Annotated in this window: 21 protein-coding genes; 7 read left to right on the forward strand and 14 right to left on the reverse strand. The window is 69.9% G+C overall.

Annotated features, from left to right (window positions below; all coding sequences use genetic code 11):
* Nucleotide 1: 1 nt before the first annotated feature.
* A complete protein-coding gene (locus AB0K17_RS02215) occupies nt 2-808 on the reverse strand; it encodes a helix-turn-helix transcriptional regulator (protein ID WP_365981803.1) in 807 nt (268 codons plus the stop codon).
* A gap of 494 nt (nt 809-1,302) precedes the next feature.
* Between AB0K17_RS02215 and nadE the strand changes: the two genes are divergently transcribed.
* Nucleotides 1,303-2,127, forward strand: a complete 825-nt coding sequence (gene nadE / locus AB0K17_RS02220) for an ammonia-dependent NAD(+) synthetase (RefSeq protein WP_365981832.1) — start codon at nt 1,303-1,305, stop codon at nt 2,125-2,127.
* A 178-nt stretch (nt 2,128-2,305) separates the two neighbouring features.
* Nucleotides 2,306-2,752 carry a hypothetical protein gene (locus AB0K17_RS02225; RefSeq protein WP_365981804.1) on the forward strand — a complete coding sequence of 149 codons (447 nt, stop codon included), beginning with the start codon at nt 2,306-2,308 and terminating at the stop codon, nt 2,750-2,752.
* 92 nt (nt 2,753-2,844) lie between these two features.
* On the opposite strand, the gene AB0K17_RS02230 is transcribed toward AB0K17_RS02225, so the two are convergent.
* A complete protein-coding gene (locus tag AB0K17_RS02230) occupies nt 2,845-3,180 on the reverse strand; it encodes a hypothetical protein (RefSeq protein WP_365981805.1) in 336 nt (111 codons plus the stop codon).
* Between the two features lie 55 nt (nt 3,181-3,235).
* On the opposite strand from AB0K17_RS02230, the gene AB0K17_RS02235 reads away from it, so the two are divergent.
* Nucleotides 3,236-3,847: a histidine phosphatase family protein gene (locus AB0K17_RS02235; RefSeq protein WP_365981806.1), complete on the forward strand. Its 612-nt coding sequence runs from the start codon at nt 3,236-3,238 to the stop codon at nt 3,845-3,847.
* On the opposite strand, the gene AB0K17_RS02240 is transcribed toward AB0K17_RS02235, so the two are convergent.
* Nucleotides 3,816-5,096, reverse strand: a complete 1,281-nt coding sequence (locus AB0K17_RS02240; RefSeq protein WP_365981807.1) for an amidohydrolase — start codon at nt 5,094-5,096, stop codon at nt 3,816-3,818. The two genes, AB0K17_RS02235 and AB0K17_RS02240, sit on opposite strands and share 32 nt — an antisense overlap.
* A 143-nt stretch (nt 5,097-5,239) precedes the next feature.
* Nucleotides 5,240-5,434 carry a DUF1918 domain-containing protein gene (locus AB0K17_RS02245; RefSeq protein ID WP_365981808.1) on the reverse strand — a complete coding sequence of 65 codons (195 nt, stop codon included), beginning with the start codon at nt 5,432-5,434 and terminating at the stop codon, nt 5,240-5,242.
* Nucleotides 5,435-5,613: 179 nt separating this feature from the next.
* Between AB0K17_RS02245 and AB0K17_RS02250 the strand changes: the two genes are divergently transcribed.
* Entirely contained in the window at nt 5,614-6,294 is a 681-nt protein-coding gene (locus AB0K17_RS02250) for an HNH endonuclease family protein (RefSeq protein WP_365981809.1), read from the forward strand.
* A gap of 133 nt (nt 6,295-6,427) precedes the next feature.
* Here AB0K17_RS02250 and AB0K17_RS02255 read toward each other — a convergent pair whose 3' ends face one another.
* The 6 genes from AB0K17_RS02255 to AB0K17_RS02280 form a co-directional block, all read right to left on the reverse strand.
* A complete protein-coding gene (locus AB0K17_RS02255; protein WP_365981810.1) occupies nt 6,428-8,254 on the reverse strand; it encodes a hypothetical protein in 1,827 nt (608 codons plus the stop codon).
* Nucleotides 8,255-8,618: 364 nt separating this feature from the next.
* Nucleotides 8,619-9,893, reverse strand: a complete 1,275-nt coding sequence (locus AB0K17_RS02260; protein ID WP_365981811.1) for a hypothetical protein — start codon at nt 9,891-9,893, stop codon at nt 8,619-8,621.
* Nucleotides 9,894-10,033: 140 nt separating this feature from the next.
* Nucleotides 10,034-10,729, reverse strand: coding sequence for a hypothetical protein (locus AB0K17_RS02265; RefSeq protein WP_365981812.1), 696 nt, complete (start codon nt 10,727-10,729; stop codon nt 10,034-10,036).
* 55 nt (nt 10,730-10,784) lie between these two features.
* On the reverse strand, nt 10,785-12,005 hold the full coding sequence (locus tag AB0K17_RS02270; protein ID WP_365981813.1) for a DUF2786 domain-containing protein: 1,221 nt from the start codon (nt 12,003-12,005) through the stop codon (nt 10,785-10,787).
* Between the two features lie 79 nt (nt 12,006-12,084).
* Nucleotides 12,085-12,393, reverse strand: a complete 309-nt coding sequence (locus AB0K17_RS02275) for a hypothetical protein (protein WP_365981814.1) — start codon at nt 12,391-12,393, stop codon at nt 12,085-12,087.
* Nucleotides 12,390-12,533, reverse strand: coding sequence for a hypothetical protein (locus tag AB0K17_RS02280; protein ID WP_365966857.1), 144 nt, complete (start codon nt 12,531-12,533; stop codon nt 12,390-12,392). The genes AB0K17_RS02275 and AB0K17_RS02280 overlap by 4 nt, the downstream gene beginning before the upstream one ends.
* Nucleotides 12,534-12,693: 160 nt before the next feature.
* Between AB0K17_RS02280 and AB0K17_RS02285 the strand changes: the two genes are divergently transcribed.
* A complete protein-coding gene (locus tag AB0K17_RS02285; protein ID WP_365981815.1) occupies nt 12,694-13,041 on the forward strand; it encodes a DUF6247 family protein in 348 nt (115 codons plus the stop codon).
* Nucleotides 13,038-13,298, forward strand: coding sequence for a hypothetical protein (locus tag AB0K17_RS02290; RefSeq protein WP_365981816.1), 261 nt, complete (start codon nt 13,038-13,040; stop codon nt 13,296-13,298). The genes AB0K17_RS02285 and AB0K17_RS02290 overlap by 4 nt, the downstream gene beginning before the upstream one ends.
* A gap of 75 nt (nt 13,299-13,373) precedes the next feature.
* Here the strand turns inward: AB0K17_RS02290 and AB0K17_RS02295 are convergent, their stop codons facing one another.
* Nucleotides 13,374-14,651, reverse strand: coding sequence for an Ig-like domain-containing protein (locus AB0K17_RS02295; protein ID WP_365966858.1), 1,278 nt, complete (start codon nt 14,649-14,651; stop codon nt 13,374-13,376).
* A gap of 326 nt (nt 14,652-14,977) precedes the next feature.
* On the opposite strand from AB0K17_RS02295, the gene AB0K17_RS02300 reads away from it, so the two are divergent.
* Nucleotides 14,978-15,241: a hypothetical protein gene (locus tag AB0K17_RS02300; protein WP_365981818.1), complete on the forward strand. Its 264-nt coding sequence runs from the start codon at nt 14,978-14,980 to the stop codon at nt 15,239-15,241.
* 287 nt (nt 15,242-15,528) lie between these two features.
* On the opposite strand, the gene hutH is transcribed toward AB0K17_RS02300, so the two are convergent.
* The 3 genes from hutH to AB0K17_RS02315 form a co-directional block, all read right to left on the reverse strand.
* Nucleotides 15,529-17,067: a histidine ammonia-lyase gene (hutH, locus tag AB0K17_RS02305; RefSeq protein ID WP_365966880.1), complete on the reverse strand. Its 1,539-nt coding sequence runs from the start codon at nt 17,065-17,067 to the stop codon at nt 15,529-15,531.
* A 133-nt stretch (nt 17,068-17,200) separates the two neighbouring features.
* Nucleotides 17,201-18,310: a diguanylate cyclase gene (locus AB0K17_RS02310; RefSeq protein WP_365966881.1), complete on the reverse strand. Its 1,110-nt coding sequence runs from the start codon at nt 18,308-18,310 to the stop codon at nt 17,201-17,203.
* Between the two features lie 144 nt (nt 18,311-18,454).
* A complete protein-coding gene (locus tag AB0K17_RS02315) occupies nt 18,455-19,255 on the reverse strand; it encodes an enoyl-CoA hydratase-related protein (protein ID WP_365966860.1) in 801 nt (266 codons plus the stop codon).
* Between the last annotated feature and the right edge of the window lie 397 nt (nt 19,256-19,652).

Genomic DNA, 19,652 nt, shown 5'->3' on the forward strand with positions numbered 1-19,652 from the left:
CTCACAACTCCTCCGCGAGTTCTCGGATGAAACACGCAGACTCTCGCGGCGGCAGCGCCAACTGGCCTACAAGCGCTTGCCACTGCGCATACATGCTCACCTTAGCCGGGTCGCCGATCAGCGCACTCCAGGCATGCCCCTCCTCGTAGGCGATCCGCTCGTGCCGCGGCAGCTCCAGCACCGTGACCGCCCTGTCGAGCCCGTCCTTGTACCGGTCCAGCGGCATGATCTGCGTCGTGACGTTCCGCCGCTGTCCCATCTCCAAGAGGTGCAGCAGCTGCCGCTTCTGGGCCTCACCCTCGAGAATCCCATAGCGCAGAGGCAGTTCACCGATCACGAAGGAGAACGCCACTGCCTGCTTATCGAGGAGCGCCTGCCGCGAAAGTCGGATGGCAACCCGTTCCTCAACCGTTGCGTCGTCCACAGGCGGCCAGGCCGCGTTGAACAACGCGCGCATGGTTTCTTCGGTCTGCAACAGCCCCGGAATGAACATGGGCTCCCCAGAGCTGAAGGCGATAGCCTCCCTTTCGTACCGGAAGAAGTCATGAAACGTGGACCGCGGCTCTTCCGGCTTCAGGTACTGGTAGGCCGCCTCCAGCAACCCGCCCGCGCCGCACAGCTGGTCCGCGATCTGCAGGATCCTCAGGCTGGCCCTTCGCCGCCCCTGCTCGATCGACTTGATCAGCTCGACACCGACGCACGCCTCCTTCGCGAGCTCCTCCCTCGAAATCCCCGCCCGCTGCCGCCACCGCTTCAGCTGGTCCCCGCAGTACCGCCAGCCGATCGGCGGCTGGGACTCCACCGTCATTGAGCCACCCCTTCCCATCGCTACTACTCAAAGTAGCCACACGGGGGCGCTCAGGCAGTGCGGATCACACGAACCAGTCGTTCCACCCCTCATCCCCACCCATCGATGAAGGTTTCTGCGGTCACCACGGACGGCCCGCAGCCGGACGCCCAGCCCCATCGCGGGTGACACGAGCGGAGCGTCTCCACCGGCGCAAGCCACATCGCGGCAGCAGCCAGCTCCCCCTCAGCCACGACGCCAGGGCGCGGTCTCCTCACGCACCCGCATCCGCGACGGCACGAGAACGGCGGCCAACACCAAGCCCACCCGCAGACCGGGAACCGGCCCGCGCCCCCCACCCCTCCCCTCGTAGCCAGCCAAAGCTCTGACCCGCACCAGCCCACGGACAAAGCCCACGGACAGGCACCCGCCCCCGCTCGCTTAGAGTGCTTGCGGCCCCTTTACGCGCTACGCGCCCGCCTTACCAAGGAGCAGCAACCGTGACCGACCAGGCTCTGGCGACGCCCATATCCCTGCAGCAGGAGATCGCCCGGGATCTCCAGGTGAGCGCGTCCTTCGACGCGCAGCAGGAGGTCGAGCGGCGGGTGGCCTTCCTCGCCGACCAGCTGATCTCCTCCGGGCTGCGTTCCCTGGTGCTGGGCATCAGTGGCGGGGTGGATTCCACCACCGCCGGGCGGCTGTGCCAGCTCGCCGTCGAGCGGGTGCGGGCCACCGGACGCGAGGCGACGTTCTTCGCGATGCGGCTGCCGTACGGGGTGCAGGCCGACGAGAAGGACGCGCAGCTGGCGCTCGAATTCATCCGGGCCGACCGCGTTCTGACCGTGGACGTGAAGCCTGCCAGCGACGCCGCGCTGGAGGCGGCGGTGGCCGCCGGTACGGTGTTCCGTGACGCGCACCACCAGGACTTCGTGCACGGCAACATCAAGGCCCGGCAGCGCATGATCGCGCAGTACGCCGTTGCGGGTGCGCACGACGGGCTGGTCGTGGGGACCGATCACGCGGCCGAGGCGGTGTCCGGCTTCTTCACGAAGTTCGGGGACGGCGCGGCGGATGTGGTTCCGCTCACGGGGCTGACGAAGCGGCGCGTACGGGCCGTGTCGCGCGTCCTGGGCGCGCCGGCGTCGCTGACCGAGAAGACCCCTACCGCCGACCTGGAAACGCTGGATCCGGGGAAGCCGGACGAGGTGGCGCTCGGTGTCACGTACGACGACATCGACGACTTCCTGGAGGGCGCGCCGGTCGCCGAGGCCGCGTTCGAGGCCATCGTCCGCCGTTACCGGCTCACCGAGCACAAGCGGCAGCTGCCGATCGCTCCCTGAGCCGAACGTACCGACGCCACCTACGCCGCGGTATTCGCTCCTGCGATCGAGCGGTCCGCGCCGTCCTCGACTTGGCGGTTTCCTGCCCTGTGTCGTGGCCGGGCGCTCCCCGATGGTGGAGGCGCCCGGTGGTGGTTCGCCGCCGGGGAAGTGGACCGAGTGAGAGGAACGTTCGCGCATGCCTCCGATCCCGGTGAAGCCTGGCATCTACAAGATCCACGCCCACATCATCGGTCCGAGCAGCCTGGTGACGGCCACCGAGCACGCGGTCAAGCACGGCGCTCCCGTCATCACCGACCGTTTCAACCCGCTCCCGATCGAGCAGGAGTGGCTCATCGAGCCCGCCGAGCAGGTGCCCGGGGCTCCGTACGTGATCCGTCTCGCCGAGCACGAGACGGCGGGGCTGGTGATCGCCGAGGACAAGCTGTACGTGAACAGCGTCCCGCGCGACGAGTGGGCGAAGTTCACCTTCGAGCGGGTCATCGGCGGTGTCAAGATCCTCTCGGACAAGGGCCTCGCCCTGCGCGCCGGGCACCGGGGCGCGCAGATCGAGATCGTGCCGCCCAAGCCGGAATTCCAGGAGACGTTCACGCTGGAGTTCGTGCGCCCGATCGACGCGGAGTAGAGCACCCGGCTCACGCCCACGCCCACGCTCACGCTCACGCTCACGCTCACGGGCGGCGGTCGCACGACCGCCGCCCTCTGCGCTGCTCACCGCTACTCGCTGCGGTGGGTGATCCTCCGCCCCGCGTCCGTCGTGACCAGGGTCAGCGCACTGCTCCAGTCGTCCTCCGGGTACTCCCACTCCGCCGGTTCCGCGAGGACGGACGCAAGCCGGTCGCGCGGTATCCGTTCTGCGCCCCGGCGGACCTCGACCCAGCCGCGGTCGACGAGCGAGAGCAGGATCCCCGTCACGCGCTCGTGCCCGGCCGGCAGTGCCTGGTCGGCCTCGTCGAGGTCGCCCCACACGCCCGCCAGGACGTCGCTCTCGTACGTGTTGACCATGAAGGCCTGCTCCGACGCGGTCAACCGGTCCCACTCCTGCTGGCTCATCCACCGATCTTCCCAGCCAGGAACCAAGATCAATCACCGTGGCGTCACCCCGGGCATGACGGCCACGACGAAGACCACCGGCACCGGCACCGCCACTCGCCACCTCTACCTCGTCCGGCACGGCGAGGCGTTGCCGGACGAGAGCGGGTTGTCGGAGAAGGGACGTCGGCAGGCCGAGCTCGTCGGGCGGCGGTTGGCGGGCGTGCCCCTGTCGGTGGTGCATCACGGGCCGCTGGCCCGGGCCGAGCAGACCGCGCGGGTGATCGGTGAGCACCTGGAGGGTGCCGTCGTCAGGGCCGACGAGGTCGCCGGCGACTACGTGCCGTACTTCCCGGGCCGGGAGGAGTTGCCGGCCGACTGTGCCGACCACCTGCTGGACTTCCTCTCCCAGTCCACCGCTGAGGACCGGCAGCACGGCCCCGGGCTGGCGCAGCGGGCGTTGGAGCGGTTCACGGGGCCGGTGGCCGGGGGCGAGGAGCGGCACGAGCTGGTCGTCACCCACAACTTCCTCATCGGCTGGCTCGTACGGGATGCCCTGGACGCCCCCGCGTGGCGCTGGCTGGGCCTGAACCACGGCAACGCCGCGCTGACCGTCATCCGTTACGCGCCGGGGCGGCCGTCCTCCGTCGTGATGTTCAACGACATGAGCCACCTGCGACACCTGTGACAGTCGTGACACCCGTGCCACCTGCGACCCGTTCCGTGATCCAGCCCGTCATCGCGCGCACGCCCGTGCCGATGGCGCGCTCGTCCGGGGTGAAGCCGGGGTAGTGCGGGTAGGCGGTGGTGACCGGGGCGCCGGGGGTGCGGACGCCGAGGAAGGTGTACGTGCCGGGGACGCGGTCGAGGTAGAGGGCGAAGTCCTCGCCGTTGAAGGGGAAGGCGGCGTGGAGTTCGGTGACCGCCTGCCGGCCGAGGGCGCCGCGCAGGTGGCGGGCGAGGGCGCGGGCCTCGGGCTCCGGGCAGACCATGGCCGGGAAGGGCGCGGCGGGGAAGGTGACGGAGGCTCCCGCGTACGCGCCGGCCAGGCGGCGGATGTGCTCGCGGATCTCGACGTACCGTTCCTGCGGCCAGCAGCGGAAGGACACCCGGACGGTGGCGTCCTCGGCCCTGGCCCGGACGGCCACGAAGCGGGCGAGGGGCCCGTTCGGGGTCTGGACGTCGGCGACCATCCTCTCCAGCTCGGCCGGGGTCTGCGGTGGGGTCACGGTGGCGAGCGCGGCGATGTCGGCGGCCAGGCGGCGGGCGGCGTCCGGGGCGTCCGGGCCGGTCAGCCGTATCTCGCCGCGGTCCTGGCCGGGCAGCCCGTAGCCGGGCGTCACCGCGAACCGCCCGACGGGGAAGGGCCCGCAGTGCAGGGCATGGATCTCCTCGACGCCGTGCCGTTCCAGCACACCCGCGTCCAGCAGGGCGCGGGCCCCGGCCAGGGCCTCCTCCGCGGGCTGGAAGAGGAAGACGACGTTTCCGCTCAGCCCGTGCCGGTGCCGCTGTCGTGCGAGGGCCTCGGCGACGCCGACGGCCACCGTGGTGTGGAGGTCGTGGCCGCAGAGGTGGGCGGGGGCGGTGCCGCCGCCGACGATGTCCTGCGGCGGTACGGCGTCCATGTCCGCGCGGTACGCCACCGTGCGGCCCGGGCGGGTGCCGTGCAGGACGGCGACGACGCCGTGGCCGCCCACGTCCGTGGTGACGGCCAGCCCGGCCGCCCGCAGGCGGCCGGCGACCACCGCGGCCGTACGCGCCTCCTGGCCCGGCGCCTCGGGGTGGGCGTGCAGGTCGCGCCGCAGTGCGATCAGGTCGGGTGGGGAAGCGGGTACGGGGCGGGGCGCTGCGGCGGCCCACCCCGTACCGCCCCACACGATTCCCGCCGCGGCCGCCACCGCACCGCCCAGCACCGTACGACGGTTCACCGTCTCCATGGCCGTTCCCCCCTGATCCCGCGATCCCGCAATTCCGCAATCCCGGAAAGTCGATGTCTTCCGTAGATCCTCGGGGTCGCACGGCCTCGGCGCCCATCCGGTGAACCGCCGCCCGGGGGTGGGGACAACCCCCGTGGGTCCCGTCAGTTCTCCAGGACGCCCGGTTCGATGACGCAGTCCGGGCCGGGGTAGATCAGCGTCTCGCGGCCGTCCACGAAGCGCACCAGGTACGGCGGCTCGCCGTTCCTCCCCCGCACCTCGACGACCTCGCCGACCTGTTCCCTCATCCCCACGTTGCGGCCCTTGATGCGGACCCGGTCACCGATCGTCGCGTGCATTGCCACTCAACCACCCTTCTGGAGCCGACCGGTGGTGACTCCCCCGGCGCCCCCTCCGGTATTCCGTCGGCACTCCAATTCGCCCACCCGGCTCAGGGGGTCAACAGGCCATTCAAGACGCGTCTTCCTTTGAGTGACATTCCGTCGGTGCACGAGGCGGAACCGGTAGCCGTTGCGGCATGACCAAACGTTTCCTCATGGGCAGGGGCCCGGCCCGTGTCATCGCCGCAGCGGCCTTGTGCCTGTCCTCCGCCCTCGTCTCCCCCGCCACGGCTGCCCGGGCCGCCCCGGCCGCCGCCCGGTTCGACCTGCCCGAACCGCCCTCCGCGGACGTCGCCCGCGACGAGCTCGCCGAGCTCGACGTCGAGGCCCCGCACTCCATGACCGGCTACAGCCGGGCCAAGTTCCCGCACTGGGCCACCCAGCAGGGGCAGTGCGACACCCGCGAGACGGTGCTGGCCCGCGACGGCAGGGACGTGCGTACCGACGCGCAGTGCCGGGCGGTCGCCGGCAGCTGGGTCAGCCCGTACGACGGGAAACAGTTCGCCGTCGCCGGGCAGCTCGACATCGACCACGTCGTCCCGCTCGCCAACGCCTGGCGCAGCGGGGCCGACAAGTGGGACACCCCGCGGCGCAAGCGGTTCGCGAACGACCTGGACAGCCCCCAGCTCGTGGCGGTCTCCGCCGCCTCGAACCGGCAGAAGGGCGACCAGAGCCCGGACCAGTGGAAGCCGCCGCTGAAGTCCTACTGGTGCACGTACGCCCGGGCCTGGACGCACGTGAAGCACACGTACGACCTGAACGTCACCAAGCCCGAGCAGGAGGCTCTCGTCGACATGCTGGACACCTGCGGCGGCTGATGCAGGGCCCCTTGCCCCTTTGTATGGCACCCGTTCAATGCTGGCCGTCTGCATCAAAGGCAGACGGCCAGCCGGACCGGCTCTTCGAGGTGCAGTGACCGCCAGCACCGCCGATTCGACATGGACGCCAACATCATTTGTCCATGGCATTATAGAAAGCCACTGCATTAACGTGCAGAGCAAGCTGTGTTTCGCTGGGGAGAGCCGACCTGCCGAAGTAGTGCTCCCCCAGGAGGGAACTGTTCTGCACAATGGCCTTCATCGAGCGGACACCGTGGTTGAAGCTCGAAACCCCCAGGAAGGCGTTGACGACCTGGGGGTCGATGGCGTCTTCACCGAAAGCACCGTCTTCAAATATGCGAGTCTCCTTCTCCAAAATCCCCCTGAGAAGAATAGCCCTCCTGATCACCCACTGACTATCGCCATATGATTCGTCTATCCCCTGAAGTTCCATGATCCCCCGGACTCTGCTCAGGAAATCCGGCCCCTTGAATTGGACATAATTAGGCAGAGACTTGAAGTTCTCAAGACTCGTGGAGACACCTCCTGCGAATACGAAGACCGCCCTCCCGGTCGGATGCAGGTCCTGCCCTTCCTGGAAGACTCCGTCCTGCATGGGAGACAGGAAGTAGCGGAGCCATCCGAGCGCACCACCATCGAAAGTAGTATCGAATTCATCCCAGAGCACCACTGGCATTTTCCCACGCAGTTGATCGTCGCGTATCCGATGAAAGGCGCCAACAAGTTCCGTGGTACCGCGGAACTGCGATAGGTTGAACTCTTCGAACTGGAAATCTTTTTCCGGAATCCTCACGGATCCGATGACCCCTTGGACAGCAGTCGACTTACCCGAGCCGGGCGCACCAAATATGGCTATCGAGAGGGGAGTCGGAGTCGCGACACTTTTCTCCCAATATCGCTGCGCCCGCGTCACCCTTTTCTCTGCATATTCCCTGACCAGCGCCCTGACGGACTGGAAGCTTTCAATTTCACGGCGATCCACCGTGACGATGGAATCGCATCTCAGCCGGGGTACACCCTCAAGCGCTTTTTCGATACCTAGGTTTACGATGTTGCGGGCGACTTCATGAGGATCTTCGCTTTGCGCTATCGCCCAAGAAGGCCGGAGGCCCAGGGTTCGCGCTGCCGGTTCTTCCGCCTCTATCACGGCCTTCGCAAACTCCCTAGGGTTTCCTTCTATCGCCTCCCTCACAGACCGATAAGGGAAAACCGGAATCGAGCGCTTCTTCTCTTTGCCGTTGGTGACGACACGACCGAAGCCCTCGTCGTAGAGCGCCTTCATTGCAGTCAGGCCGCGCCTGACGGCATGCTCAGCGGTGTCCCCGGTTATATTTTCACCGCCCTGCAGATCCCTTATGATTTCATAAACTAGTGCAGTCGTCAGAACGGAGGTGTACCCCCACATTTTTCCATTGAGCCAAAAATCCGGCGCGCCTTCCACCCTGCCGGAGTCAAAGACGAGCAAACAATCACTTCCAGCACCCATTTTTTCTCGGTCAAACAACACAACGCCGGCAGGACCGAACGATACGAGCACGAATCGGAACTGATTAAGACGCTCCTTTCGCCGCAGCAGACGTGCGCAGTCAGCCGCCGCCAGTTCCCATGCAGTACCCTTGCTGATCTCGACTCCCGCCGCCTGCCGCAAATCGTCGGCTGTTGTCACGACCACCACTCTGTCGCGGTGGCGTGGGAGGTCGCGTATCCACAAGTTGCAGCTCCGGTCAAGCAATCCAGTGCCGCCAAGTTTGACAACAATCCACGGGGTCTGACCTGTGCGGACTACCGCCTTCGGGGCATCGTGTTTTTCGTAGTATCCAAGCCCGGAATCAACAAGGACCACTAGTTCCGCGTTTCGGTCGTCTTGACGCACACGACAGGCCCCACCGCCTCGACGCCTTGAGAAACACTCCTCATGACTCGCCTTCTGAATGCCCATGTTCTCTGAAATACGCCAACGGAAGTTTCCTTTTTCTTTAAAATCCACCACCTCGGACGATTCGGGAAATTCCGACAAAATTGCGTGGTGATGACTGAGCGCCCCTGCACTACTGACCACCTTCCGCCAGTAACGCCCTCGCAGTCCGAACCTTCGACGATTGGTCATGGTTTTTATGAGCTCAGCAAGCAGCCGCGCCCCACCCGGGATCTCGTGTTGGCTGACCACCTTCTTTGTCCACTTGGACCCCATGGTTCTGCGCGGCTCACTCTCTCTGCTTTGCGCAATCATCCAATCCGCGAGAGAGTCTCCTGCCACTACAATAGATCTGGTCATCTTTTCCCCAAGTTTTCCGGAACCCCCCTCAGCTGTACCGGAACCCCTTCGTTCGATCATTGAACTTGTCATCCGGGTCCTGAGTAACCGCTATGCCGGTGCTTGCGGTGAAGGCGGGGTCGGCAATCGGAGTCTTTCCGTTGAGGTCCCTGATCGCCGCGATGCCCTGCCCCGACGTGAACACCCGGAAGCTGCCCTTTCCCTCGTTGAAGACTTCCAGGTCACGCCCCGCCGACACCAGGATCAGGGAGCTGATCCCCTGGTAGATGCCGAAATCCAGCGGGTCCTCGTCATTCAGGTCGTCGATCCGATCGCGGATCCACAGGCCGACCCGGGGCTCCTCCTCGTTGCCGCTGTCAGGGACGAAGCGTCTGAGGGCGCCGGCGAGCAGGCCGAATCCGCCGAGCATGAGGGCCACGGAAGGTATGACAGCTGCGAGGGGCTGCAATGGGTCGGCGAAGCGGCTGATGGTTGAGAGCAGGTCGTCACGTGGAAGGCTTCCCGTCGGGGAGCCGACCAGGGGGGTGTCGGTCGGGAGGACGACGAAGGCCCAACCGGGGTTGTCGGTAGGTGGAGGGTCGTACGGCTGGTAGTCGGAGTGCCGGAAGAACACGGACACCGTCGGTATCCCGATTCCCGGCACGGCCAGCGAGATGTCCGGCAGCGCTGTGGGCTGACTGGAAACGGGGCCCCTCACCGGAACGTTGGCCGTGAGGGTCACTGTTGCTCTGATGCTGTAGGTGAAGAAGGGCGGACTCAGCAACGTGGCCTGGGTGAGTTCGTAGAACGGCGGGGCGAGAAGCACCTCCAGTGAGGTGTTACGCAGTCCCAGTGGTGCGGCGAAGTCGCGATTCTCGACTGCCGGAGTTTTCCGCCCTTGACGCAGCACGAACAGTGACCAGACGACCTCCACCGTGAGGGGAACATCGACCTGCAGGGGCAGACTGCCCGTGATGCTGGGCAGCTTGCCTGCGGCTTGGGCGATGACTCCGGCGGTATTCCCCGCACGCGTCCCCGGGGGCAGGGGGAGTCCTCCGGCTATGTCGAGGTTCCCGCTCAGGTCCGGAGGGATGGCCAACGCCGGGTTGCCGAAGGACACCTTCTTGTCCAGCGCAGTGAGGGAAAGGTCTCCGGGAACGAGTGAAAGCGCCCCCGTGACCACCGTTTCGAGGTCCGGGGGCACCGGTGGGGTGACGTGAAAGTGAAGGGGTTCCCCCGGCCTGGGTCGACCAGGTTCTTCGGGCACGATCCTCATCGCCGCCGCTATCGCATTCAGCGAGTCCTGGACCGGGTCTGTGTTCATGGTGAGCTCCCCACGACGCCCGCCTACTTCCAGGCTGCGCCTGTCACCGGGCCTCGGCAACCGGCACGATCGGCGTGACCGGCGTGACCGAGGGGGGAGGCTCCCCCGCCACTCGGTGGACGGTCGATGCCACGCGCGGCTCAGGCACCGGGAGGGTGCTGAGGTTCGGTGGCGGCGAGCTCCTTGAGCAGGACCTCGCAGCTTTCGATGTATTCCCTGGCAGTCGTCCCGTCCAAGTCGGCGCGGTATTCCGACAACTGTCCCAGTCGGCGCAGCTGAGCGTAGAGATCCGCGCTGTCGCGGGAGAGACCGGCCATCGCGAGCGGCACTTCCATCCTGTCCTCGAAACCGGGCGGCAGGGACATCTCGTTGTCGCCGAGCAGCCGGCGGGCGGCTTCCTGCACGTACGCCCAAGCCGTACGCACGGCTCCGAGCGGGTCCACGGAGGCCAGCGCTTCGGCTCGTTCGAGAGCGGGGCTTCGTTCGAAGGACGGAGCCGGCTCGGGAGCCGGAGGCGGACCGGCAGGAGAGGGGACCGTCGGAGGAGGAGCAGGTGCGGGAGGCGGCGGGGGCGAAGACGGAACAGCCTCTTTCCCGAGCGGCTCGGACGGCCCTCTCCTCGCCTCCGCTTCCTGTTTCTTCTTCAGCCTCTTCGTGGCCTGCCGGCGCTGCTCGTCCAGCGCTTTGAACTTGGCACGGAAACCGAAGCCCTCGAACGCCTCCAGCCTTCCGAGGAGCGTGACGAACTCCCGGCGAAAGATCCAGACGATACCCACGACCACGACCGGCCATGCCAGGACCTTCGCGTAGTCGAGAAAGCCGCTCGCCACAGCCATGTTTTCAGCTTGCGCCGATCCCCCGGTGCGCGCAGCTCGGCCGTCGCTGCGCCTGCTACGCGCCCCCGCGGGCCAGGCGGGCGGCGTCGGCTGCGGCGGTGCCGCGTTCCCAGCCGTCCAGGTCGCGGCCGCGCAGCCGGTACGACGTCGTCTCGGGGAAGAGGCGGCCCGCCGTCTCGCCGACGGCGACGTCCCGGGCGGCGAGGACGGGGAGCACCTCGGGGCGGGCCTCCTGGACGGCGACGTCGCGGACGGCCGCCGCCAGGCGGTCGCCGATGCGGCCCGCGTAGGCGATCAGGAAGGACTCGCGGAAGTCGCGGGTGCGGCGGGCGCGGCCGCGGGCGTGGTGGCGGTCGGCCTCGCGGTTCATGGCGGTGGTGGCCTGCACCAGCAGGGAGGTGTAGAGGAGTTCGACGAGTTCGAGGTCGGCGTCGAAGCCGACGACGGTGGAGAAGCCGTACTCGCTCGACCACACCGCCTGGCAGTGGTTGGCGGCGGCCACCGCGTCGAGGAGCAGTGCCTTCGCCGACTCGTACGGGCCGTCGATGCCGATGCGGCAGGCGCCGGGGCCGTCGTCCGCCGTGGCGGAGGTGCCGGCGGCCAGCAGGGCCTCGTCGATCGAGTGGCGCGCCATGAGCTCCTGCGCCTTGGCGGACAGCGCCTCCGCCTCCTCGGGGAACTGCGTCGACTCGGCCTTGGCCAGCAGTGCCCGCACCCGGCCGAGCATGCGCGGCGGCGCGGCGGCGGCTGCGCCGGGGCGGGGGCGGCCGGCGTGGCCGGGCAGGGGGCCGACGGCGCCGAGGCGGGGCAGCCCGTCGATCAGGCGCAGGGTGCCCAGCGCGCAGGCGGCGGTCTCGAAGCGGCTCAGCCGCTCGCGGCGCGCGAAGCCGTCGAGGAAGGTGTCGTCGGTGTCCCACCACACCGGTTCGGTGAGCTCCTCCAGCTGGGCGGACCAGCGGGCGCCGAGGGTGTCGGGCGCGTAGCGCCGGGCCTCGGCGGCGACGAGGTCGACGGCGAAGCGCACGTCGGTGGGGGTCAGTTCGCGCCGTACGACGCGCAGGACGTCGGCGGGCTGCCAGCCGTGCTCCCAGCAGCGGCGCAGGGTGGCCGAGGCGTGCCGGACGACGGCGGCGCTGACGGCCTCGTAGCCGGCGGGGGCGGCGGCGAGGACGGACGCGGCCGCGTACACCGCGTCGTCGAGCGCGTCCCCGCGGACCGTTCGCAGTCCCCGTACGGCGGCCGCGACGGTCTCCAGGGGCGACTCGGTGCTGTGCACGGGGTTCTCCGGTTTCTCCTTGTGGGGCAGGAGATTCCATTTTCTCGTACGCGCGGACGGGCGGCCGAAACCGTGTGCCTCAGTCGCGCACCCGCTGCACCAGCTCGCAGGGCCGGCACCACCACAGCCGCCCGTTGGCGTCGACCTCGCTGCCCCCGCACACCGGGCACTCCGGCCCGGCGACGATCGCCGCCGCGTACTTCTGGCCCCGGCCGGCCTGCCGGGCCAGCTCCCGGCACTCGGCGGCATAGCAGTGCAGGCACAGCCAGCTGCGCACCCCGGCGAGCTTGATGGGCCGCACCTCGCACTTGGGGCAGGCCGCCTGCCCCAGCGGCACCCGCTCGGGCGGCAGCTCGGCGGCGTAGGTCTGCGCGGGGAACAGGCTCATGCGAGCACCGTGCCCGTACCGCCGCAGGAGCTGCACGAGGTCGTCACACGGCCCCCGTCGTACGTCTCCCACACGACGCTGCCCTCGCCCCCGCAGTCGTCGCACTCCTTCTCCGGCGGCAACCCCTGGCCGCTGCTCATACGGCTCTCCCCGCTCTCCCGAACCCCGACACGCGCATGCGGCATGCGGCGTGCGCTCAAGCGTCCCACGCACCGCACGCACGCGCGCCCGTTACGCCCAAGTCACGAGGGGCCCTGCGGGTACGGTGGTGGGAACTGCTTCGATCCATCGGAGGTCATCGTGAGTGCGCAGCCCGACGGCCCGTACGGGCCGTTGATCCCGATGCCCGAGCTGACGCCGGAGGCCCTGCGGACCGCTGTCGCCCGGATCGCACCGAGCCGGATTCCCGCGCTCACACAGCACCTCTTCGAGGCGACCACGCATGCCCAGCAAAGCCAGAACCTGGCTCCTCTTCGGGCGTTCGTCCACTCATGGGCGGTCTTCGTCGCCATCGAACGTCATCCACAGCGTGCGGCCCGCCTGCGCGAGCTGGAGCGCTTGGTGGACGAGGGAACGCAGGATCCGGCGGAGGCCATCGACGAGATCAGGCGGATCCACGAAGCCGCCGAAGCCGAGGCCGGCCTGTGACGGACTGGACGTGGGACTACAACCCCGGCGAAGAGTACGTCACGGCGAAGTTGCCGCCGGGTGTCGTGGCCGAAGTGGAACGGCTGGCGACGGAGCTCGCGTCACTGGGGCAGGAGGCGATGCGCGTCGGCCGGCCCACCGACCGGGAAGGCGGGCTGAGGGAATTCGACATTCTTGCCGGCCGCGGCTTCATCAGCTTCCTGGCCGTCCCCCGCCATCACTGCGTCTACATCTGCAACGTCACCTGGTACGGCTGATCGGCCGGTGATACCCCAAGGGCCCTCCCGGCGATGCCGGGAGGGCCCTTGGGGGTGTGGTGGTGCCGGGGTCGGTCAGGCGCCGGTGGCGCTGCCGGCGACCCACTGCTGCCAGTCCATGTTCCAGCCGTTGAGGCCGTTGTCCGGGGAGATGGTCTTGTCGTCGGAGTTCTTCACCTCGACGACGTCACCGACGATCGACTGGCTGAAGAACCAGGCGCCCGGCGTGTTGGGGTCGTCGGCGCCCTGCTTGTCCTCCAGGCCGATGCAGCCGTGGCTGGTGTTGGTGACGCCGAAGACGCCGCCGCCCCAGTAGTTGCCGTGGATGAACGTGCCGGAGGTGGACAGCCGCATGGCGTGCGGGACGTCCTTGATGTCGTACTCGCCCTTGCCGTCGGACTTGGAGAAGCCGACGGTGGAGCCGTCCATGCGGGTCTCGACGAACTTCTCGGAGATGACCATCTTGCCGTTGTAGGTCGGGTTCTTCGAGCTGCCGGCCGAGATCGGGATGGTCTTGACCACCTGGCCGTCGCGCGTGACGGTCATCTTGTGGGTCTTGGCGTCGACGGTCGAGATCTGGCTGCGGCCGATCTTGAAGTTGATGGTCTTCTTCTGGACGCCCTTGATGCCCGGGGCGCCCTCGACGCCGTCGAGATCCATCTTCAGGGTGACGTCCGAACCGGCCTTCCAGTACTCCTGCGGACGGAAGTCCAGGCGCTGGTCGTTGAACCAGTGACCCACGACCTGCTGGCCGCTGCTGCTGGTGACCTGAACATGGGACTGGACGGACTTGCGGTCCTTGATGGGCTTGTTGAAGTTGATCGACACGGGCATGCCCACGCCGACGGTCGAGCCGTCCTCCGGCGTGAAGGAGCCGATGAAGCTGTTCTGGGGCGAGACCGTGGAGAAGGAGGAGTTCTCCGTGGCCTTGCGGCCCTTGGAGTCCTTGGCCTCGGCCACGACCTTGTACTTGGTCGAGCGCTCGAGCTGGCCGTTCGGCTTCCAGGACTTCTTGTCCGAGGAGATCGTCCCCTCGACGGGTGTGCCCTTCTCCGTCGTCATCTTGACGCTCGTGAGCTCACCGTCACGGACGGTGACCTTCACGGCCTCGGGCGTGATGCCGGCGTCGGTGACACCGCTCTTCGGCGTGATCGTGATCTGCGCCTTGGATGCCTCCTTGGCGGCAGCGGCATCGATCTGGCCCTGCGACGCCCCCTTGCCGTCGCCCCCGCCCTTGGCGTCGTCACCGCCGTCGCCGTTGCACGCGGCCAGAGTCAGTACGCCGCCGAGCACAGCGGCCGCGGCCGCCAGGCCCTTGCGGCGCTTGCCGTACGTCATCACACGCTTCTCCATTGCTCCTGGACCCCGGAATCCCCCGAGCCGGTCGTGGGGCTCATGGGGCTACACGTATCCCGGCTACTACTCAGGGAACGCCTGTGGAGCCCCAGCCGTTCCAGCGCTCGGCCATGTGTGGGGAAGACCACGCCAGTAAAGCCCCTCGGGGGGAGGTCGGTGCAACCCGGCTCTTGACAAACGCGGCAGGGACGGATGGGGGAATACGGGGCCGATGGCGCACGCGGCTTTCCCGGCGGGCGCGCTCTCACTAACATCCTGTCAGCGCCCGCCGATCGGCCCCGCCGATCCCCCGTCAATCTCCGCCGCGCCCAGGGAGATTCCCCGTGACCGCACGCCGTCCGCTGATCACTGCCGTCGTCGCCGGTACGGTGCTGAGCGCCCTGTGGTTCGTACCGACCGCGGACGCCACGCCCGAGCACCCGCCGCGGGCCGCGCGGGAGGCGCAGGGGGCGCAGCCGCAGGTGGCCCTTGCCGACACCGGGGGCGTGGACACCACGCCGTACGTCATCGGCGGCATCGCGTTCGTCACGGCGGGTGGCGCCCTGGTCACGACCGCGGTACGGACGTCCCGCCGCAGCGCCCTGTAGGGGCGCGGGACCCACCCCACCTGCGGGCGCGTCGTGGCTTGTCGCGCAGTTCCCCGCGCCCCTGACGGGGCACCGGAACCGCGACGGCGCGTAGCGCCCTTAAGGGGCGCGGGGCAGTGGGCGCGATCGGCCACCGACCGCCCGCACGAGGCAGCACTCCGCCTGCGGGCGCATCGTGGCTCGTCGCGCAGTTCCCCGCGCCCCTGGCGGGGCGCCGGGCAGTGCCGATCTGCGGCTGCCGCCGCGTGGGTGCGATCGGCCACCGGCGGCCCGCAGACGGCGCGTCGTCAGGCGAGGGGGCCGGTCACCGGTTCGACGGAGGCGACCAGGGCGCCGCTGCGGACGAAGGCCTCGGCCGCCGCGAGGTCGGGGGCGAGGAAGCGGTCCTCGCCCGGGCCCTCGACGCCCGCGGCCCGCGCGGCCTGCACCACGGCGCGCGCGGCGGGGGCGGCCGCGGACAGCCCTCGCAGCTCGACGGCCCGCGTGGCCGCGACCAGTTCCACCGCGACGACCTTGGTCAGCGCGTCGATCGCCGTGCGCAGCTTGCGCGCCGCCGACCAGCCCATGGAGACGTGGTCCTCCTGCATGGCGGAGGAGGGGATGGAGTCCACCGAGGCCGGCACGGCGAGCCGCTTGAGCTCGCTGACCAGGGCGGCCTGGGTGTACTGGGCGATCATCAGCCCGGAGTCGACGCCGGCGTCGCCCGCGAGGAAGGCCGGCAGCCCGTGGGAGCGGTTCTTGTCCAGCAGCCGGTCGGTGCGGCGCTCGGCGATGGAGGCCAGGTCGGCGGCGGCGATGGCGAGGAAGTCCAGGACGTACGCGACGGGGGCGCCGTGGAAGTTGCCGTTGGACTCCACCCGGCCGTCGGGCAGGACGACGGGGTTGTCGACGGCGGCGGCGAGCTCGCGGTCGGCCACGAGCCGGGCGTGCGCCAGCGTGTCGCGGCCCGCGCCGGCGACCTGGGGCGCGCAGCGCACCGAGTACGCGTCCTGCACGCGCGGCGCCTCGTCCTGGTGGTGGCCGGTGAGGCCGGAGCCGTCGAGCACCCGCAGCATGTTGGCGGCGCTGGCCGACTGGCCGGGGTGCGGGCGGATGGCGTGCAGCTCGGGGGCGAGCACCTTCTCCGAGCCGAGGAGTGCCTCCAGCGACAGGGCGGCGGTGATGTCGGCGGAGGTGAACAGGCGCGCGAGGTCGGAGCAGGCCATGACGAGCATGCCGAGCATGCCGTCGGTGCCGTTGAGGAGGGCGAGGCCCTCCTTCTCGCGCAGGACGACGGGCTCGATGCCGTGCTCGGCCAGCAGGTGGGCGGCCGGGCGCAGGGTGCCGTCGGGGCCCTCGGCGTCGCCCTCGCCCATCAGGGTGAGGGCGCAGTGGGAGAGCGGGGCGAGGTCGCCGGAGCAGCCCAGGGAGCCGTACTCGTGGACGGCGGGGGTGATGCCGGCGTTCAGGATCGCGGCCATGGTCTCGACGACGACCGGCCGCACACCCGTGTGGCCCGAGGCGAGGGTCTTCAGCCGCAGGAACATCAGGGCCCGCACCACTTCGCGCTCGACGCGCGGGCCCATGCCGGCGGCGTGCGAGCGCACGATGTTGCGCTGGAGCTGGGTACGGAGGTCGGGGCTGATGTGCCGGACGGCGAGGGCGCCGAAGCCCGTGGAGACGCCGTAGACGGGGTCGGGCTTGGCCGCGAGGTCGTCGATGACCTGCCGCGAGCGCGCCACGGCCGCGAGGGCCTCTTCCGAGACGACGACGCGGGCACCCCCGCGGGCCACGGCGAGGACGTCCTCGGCGGTCGTGCCGGACGTCCCCACCACCACAGTGTGCATATCCATATTCAGGCACCCTAGAGACTGAATCGCTAGCTGTCACTAGTCGTCCGGGCGGCAACCATTCCGGTACGCAGCGCGACCGGCTGCGAGGCCGGAGCGCGACCGACTGCGAATGCGGAGCGCGACCGGCTCAGTCCCGGTCGCCGCGGCCGCGGAAGCGGCGGCGCTCGCCGGCCTGCGGGCGCTCCGGCGGCCGGTTCGCCAGCCGCACCACCGGGTCCTCCCGGCCCGGGCCACCGCCCTCGCGGCCGGCGACGACCGGCTTGGGCGCGCGGGCGGCCTTCGCCCGGTACTGCGCGGCGTCCGCCAGGCGGAAGAGCCGACGCGCCGAGCGGACGGGCCCGATGGGGTCGCCGGTGGAGGCGACGCCGCAGGCGACACCCTCCCCCAGCTCCAACTCCCCCGCCCGGCGGCACAGTTCGTCCGCCACCCGGACGACCTCGTCCGCCGTCGGACCCACCGCCAGCAGACAGAACTCGTCCCCGCCCAGCCGGGCCGCCAGGGCCCCCGGCAGCTTGGCGCCGCACAGCGAGAGCACGGAGCCGAACCGCTCCAGGAGCCGGTCGCCCACCGCGTGCCCGAGGGTGTCGTTGACGCGCTTGAGGCCGTTGAGGTCGCACACCATGAGGCTGACCACCGTGCCGTCGCGCTGGTGCCGCTCGAGGGCCTCGTCCAGCCGCGTGTCCACGGCCCGGCGGTTGGCCAGGCCGGTGAGGGGGTCGGTGAAGGCCAGCCGCCGTACCTCCTCCAGCCGCTCGTTCTGCGCTATGCCGGAGGCCGCGACAGCTGCGAGGACGGTCGCGAAGTCGGCGTCGCCCGGGCCGAAGACCGGCGCCCGCACCGACCGCGCCACGTACAGCTCGCCCCAGGCCCGGCCGTGCAGCACGATCGGGGCGACCACGCAGGAGCCGCGGCCGCGCCGGCGCAGGGCGGCGACCCGCTGGGAGGGCGGCCCGGCCTCCTCCTCGGCGCGGGCGGTCTCCACCCAGGCGTGCGGCTGGCCGCCCAGCCAGTTCTCGTGCAGGAACTCGGCGATCTCCGGGAAGACGTCGACGGGGTACGACTCGTCGCGGGGGAAACGTTCCTCCTCCTCGGCGAGCTCACCGGCGTTGGCCAGGACCCGCAGCCGCCCCCGCTCCCGCTCCCACACCGACACGGCCGCGAACGTGCCGCCCAGCGCCCGGCGGGCACCCTCCGCCGCGGCCTCGACGCTCTCGAGCGGGGTGGGGGCCGCCGCCATCGCCTGCGCCAGCTCCACCACGGCGCGCAGGCGGTCGTCGAACTCCCCGGCACCAGCCACCCGAGCCTCACATCCCACGCACTCGCGTCCCGCACGTCCCGCACGTCCCGCACGTCCCGCATTCCAGGGTAAGAACGCCGGGTGCTACTCGCCCGGCCAGTTCGGCGGGCGCTTCTCGTTGAACGCCGCCACGCCCTCGGCACGGTCGCCGGAGAAGGCCACCGAACGCCAGGCGGAATCCTCCACCTCCAGCCCCGCCCGCAGGTCCAGGCCGTGGCCCAGGCGCAGCGCCCGCTTGGCGGCGCGCAGCCCCACGGGCGAGTTACGGGCCATGCGGGAGGCGAGCGCGAGGGCCTCGTCACGGTCCCGGCCCTCGTCCACGAGCTGGTCGATCAGGCCCAATTCCTTTGCCTCGGGGGCCTCCACGCGGCGGGCACTGAAGATCAGCTCCGCGGCGCGGGCCGCGCCGACGCGGCGCGGCAGCAGCTGGGTACCCCCGCCGCCGGGAATGACGCCGACCGACACCTCCGGCAGGCCGACGACCGCGGTGCGGTCGGCCACGATGACGTCGCACGACAGCGCCAGCTCGTAGCCGCCGCCCAGGGCGAAGCCGTGCACGGCGGCGATCGTCGGCATGGGCAGCTCCAGCACGCCGGTGTAGCAGGCACGGGCGTGGGGGCGCTGGCGGACGAGGTCGGCGTCGGTGAAGGAGTTGCGCTCCTTGAGGTCCGCGCCGACGCAGAAGGCACGCTCGTGGGTGGAGGTCAGGACCACGACGCGGACGTCCCGGTCGGCGGCCAGGGCCGCGGTGGCCTCGCCGATCAGGCGGCCCATCTCGGTGGAGACGGCGTTCATGGCCTTGGGACGGTCGAGGACGAGCTCGGCGACGTGGCCGTCGTCGTGGCGGCGGACGGCGATCCACTCGCCGAAGCGGCGTTCACTCACGGGGGTCACCCTTTCGGTGTCGGGGCGATGGTGCCCCCGATCATGCCGGGCCGCTCCGCGGGTGGCCATACCCGTCTTCGACTGCGGGTGCGTCGTGGCTCGTCATGCAGTTCCCCGCGCCCCTCACGGGGCGCCGTGGTGCGGGCGGGGGCCGGGACGGGCGTGTGCGGGCCGGCGGATGGTTCGGGGCGGCATGCAGTGCCCCGTCAGGGGCGCGGGGAACTGCGCGATCGGCCACCGACGGCCGGCAGCCGAGATGCCGCCCCGGCACTCCGTCCGCGGGTGCGTCGTGGCTTGTCGCGCCCACGCGGCGGCAGCCGCAGATCGGCACTTCCGCGCGCCCCTTCGGGGCACGGTGGCGCGGGCACAAACCGGCCCACCGGGCCGCGCCACCCCG

It is taken from the genome of Streptomyces sp. NPDC049585 (assembly GCF_040675615.1).
Lineage (GTDB): Bacteria > Actinomycetota > Actinomycetes > Streptomycetales > Streptomycetaceae > Streptomyces > Streptomyces luteosporeus.

What these genes read in the sequence shown, in the direction of transcription:
- AB0K17_RS02230 (WP_365981805.1), bottom strand. Translation starts at nt 3,180, where the DNA reads ATGAGCCAGCAGGAGTGGGACCGGTTGACCGCGTCGGAGCAGGCCTTC.
- AB0K17_RS02245 (WP_365981808.1), bottom strand. Translation starts at nt 5,434, where the DNA reads ATGCACGCGACGATCGGTGACCGGGTCCGCATCAAGGGCCGCAACGTG.
- AB0K17_RS02260 (WP_365981811.1), bottom strand. Translation starts at nt 9,893, where the DNA reads ATGAACACAGACCCGGTCCAGGACTCGCTGAATGCGATAGCGGCGGCG.
- AB0K17_RS02215 (WP_365981803.1), bottom strand. Translation starts at nt 808, where the DNA reads ATGACGGTGGAGTCCCAGCCGCCGATCGGCTGGCGGTACTGCGGGGAC.
- AB0K17_RS02250 (WP_365981809.1), top strand. Translation starts at nt 5,614, where the DNA reads ATGACCAAACGTTTCCTCATGGGCAGGGGCCCGGCCCGTGTCATCGCC.
- AB0K17_RS02240 (WP_365981807.1), bottom strand. Translation starts at nt 5,096, where the DNA reads ATGGAGACGGTGAACCGTCGTACGGTGCTGGGCGGTGCGGTGGCGGCC.
- AB0K17_RS02310 (WP_365966881.1), bottom strand. Translation starts at nt 18,310, where the DNA reads ATGGCGGCGGCCCCCACCCCGCTCGAGAGCGTCGAGGCCGCGGCGGAG.
- AB0K17_RS02235 (WP_365981806.1), top strand. Translation starts at nt 3,236, where the DNA reads ATGACGGCCACGACGAAGACCACCGGCACCGGCACCGCCACTCGCCAC.
- AB0K17_RS02280 (WP_365966857.1), bottom strand. Translation starts at nt 12,533, where the DNA reads ATGAGCAGCGGCCAGGGGTTGCCGCCGGAGAAGGAGTGCGACGACTGC.
- AB0K17_RS02255 (WP_365981810.1), bottom strand. Translation starts at nt 8,254, where the DNA reads ATGGGCATTCAGAAGGCGAGTCATGAGGAGTGTTTCTCAAGGCGTCGA.
- AB0K17_RS02225 (WP_365981804.1), top strand. Translation starts at nt 2,306, where the DNA reads ATGCCTCCGATCCCGGTGAAGCCTGGCATCTACAAGATCCACGCCCAC.
- AB0K17_RS02295 (WP_365966858.1), bottom strand. Translation starts at nt 14,651, where the DNA reads ATGGAGAAGCGTGTGATGACGTACGGCAAGCGCCGCAAGGGCCTGGCG.
- hutH (WP_365966880.1), bottom strand. Translation starts at nt 17,067, where the DNA reads ATGCACACTGTGGTGGTGGGGACGTCCGGCACGACCGCCGAGGACGTC.
- AB0K17_RS02275 (WP_365981814.1), bottom strand. Translation starts at nt 12,393, where the DNA reads ATGAGCCTGTTCCCCGCGCAGACCTACGCCGCCGAGCTGCCGCCCGAG.
- AB0K17_RS02265 (WP_365981812.1), bottom strand. Translation starts at nt 10,729, where the DNA reads ATGGCTGTGGCGAGCGGCTTTCTCGACTACGCGAAGGTCCTGGCATGG.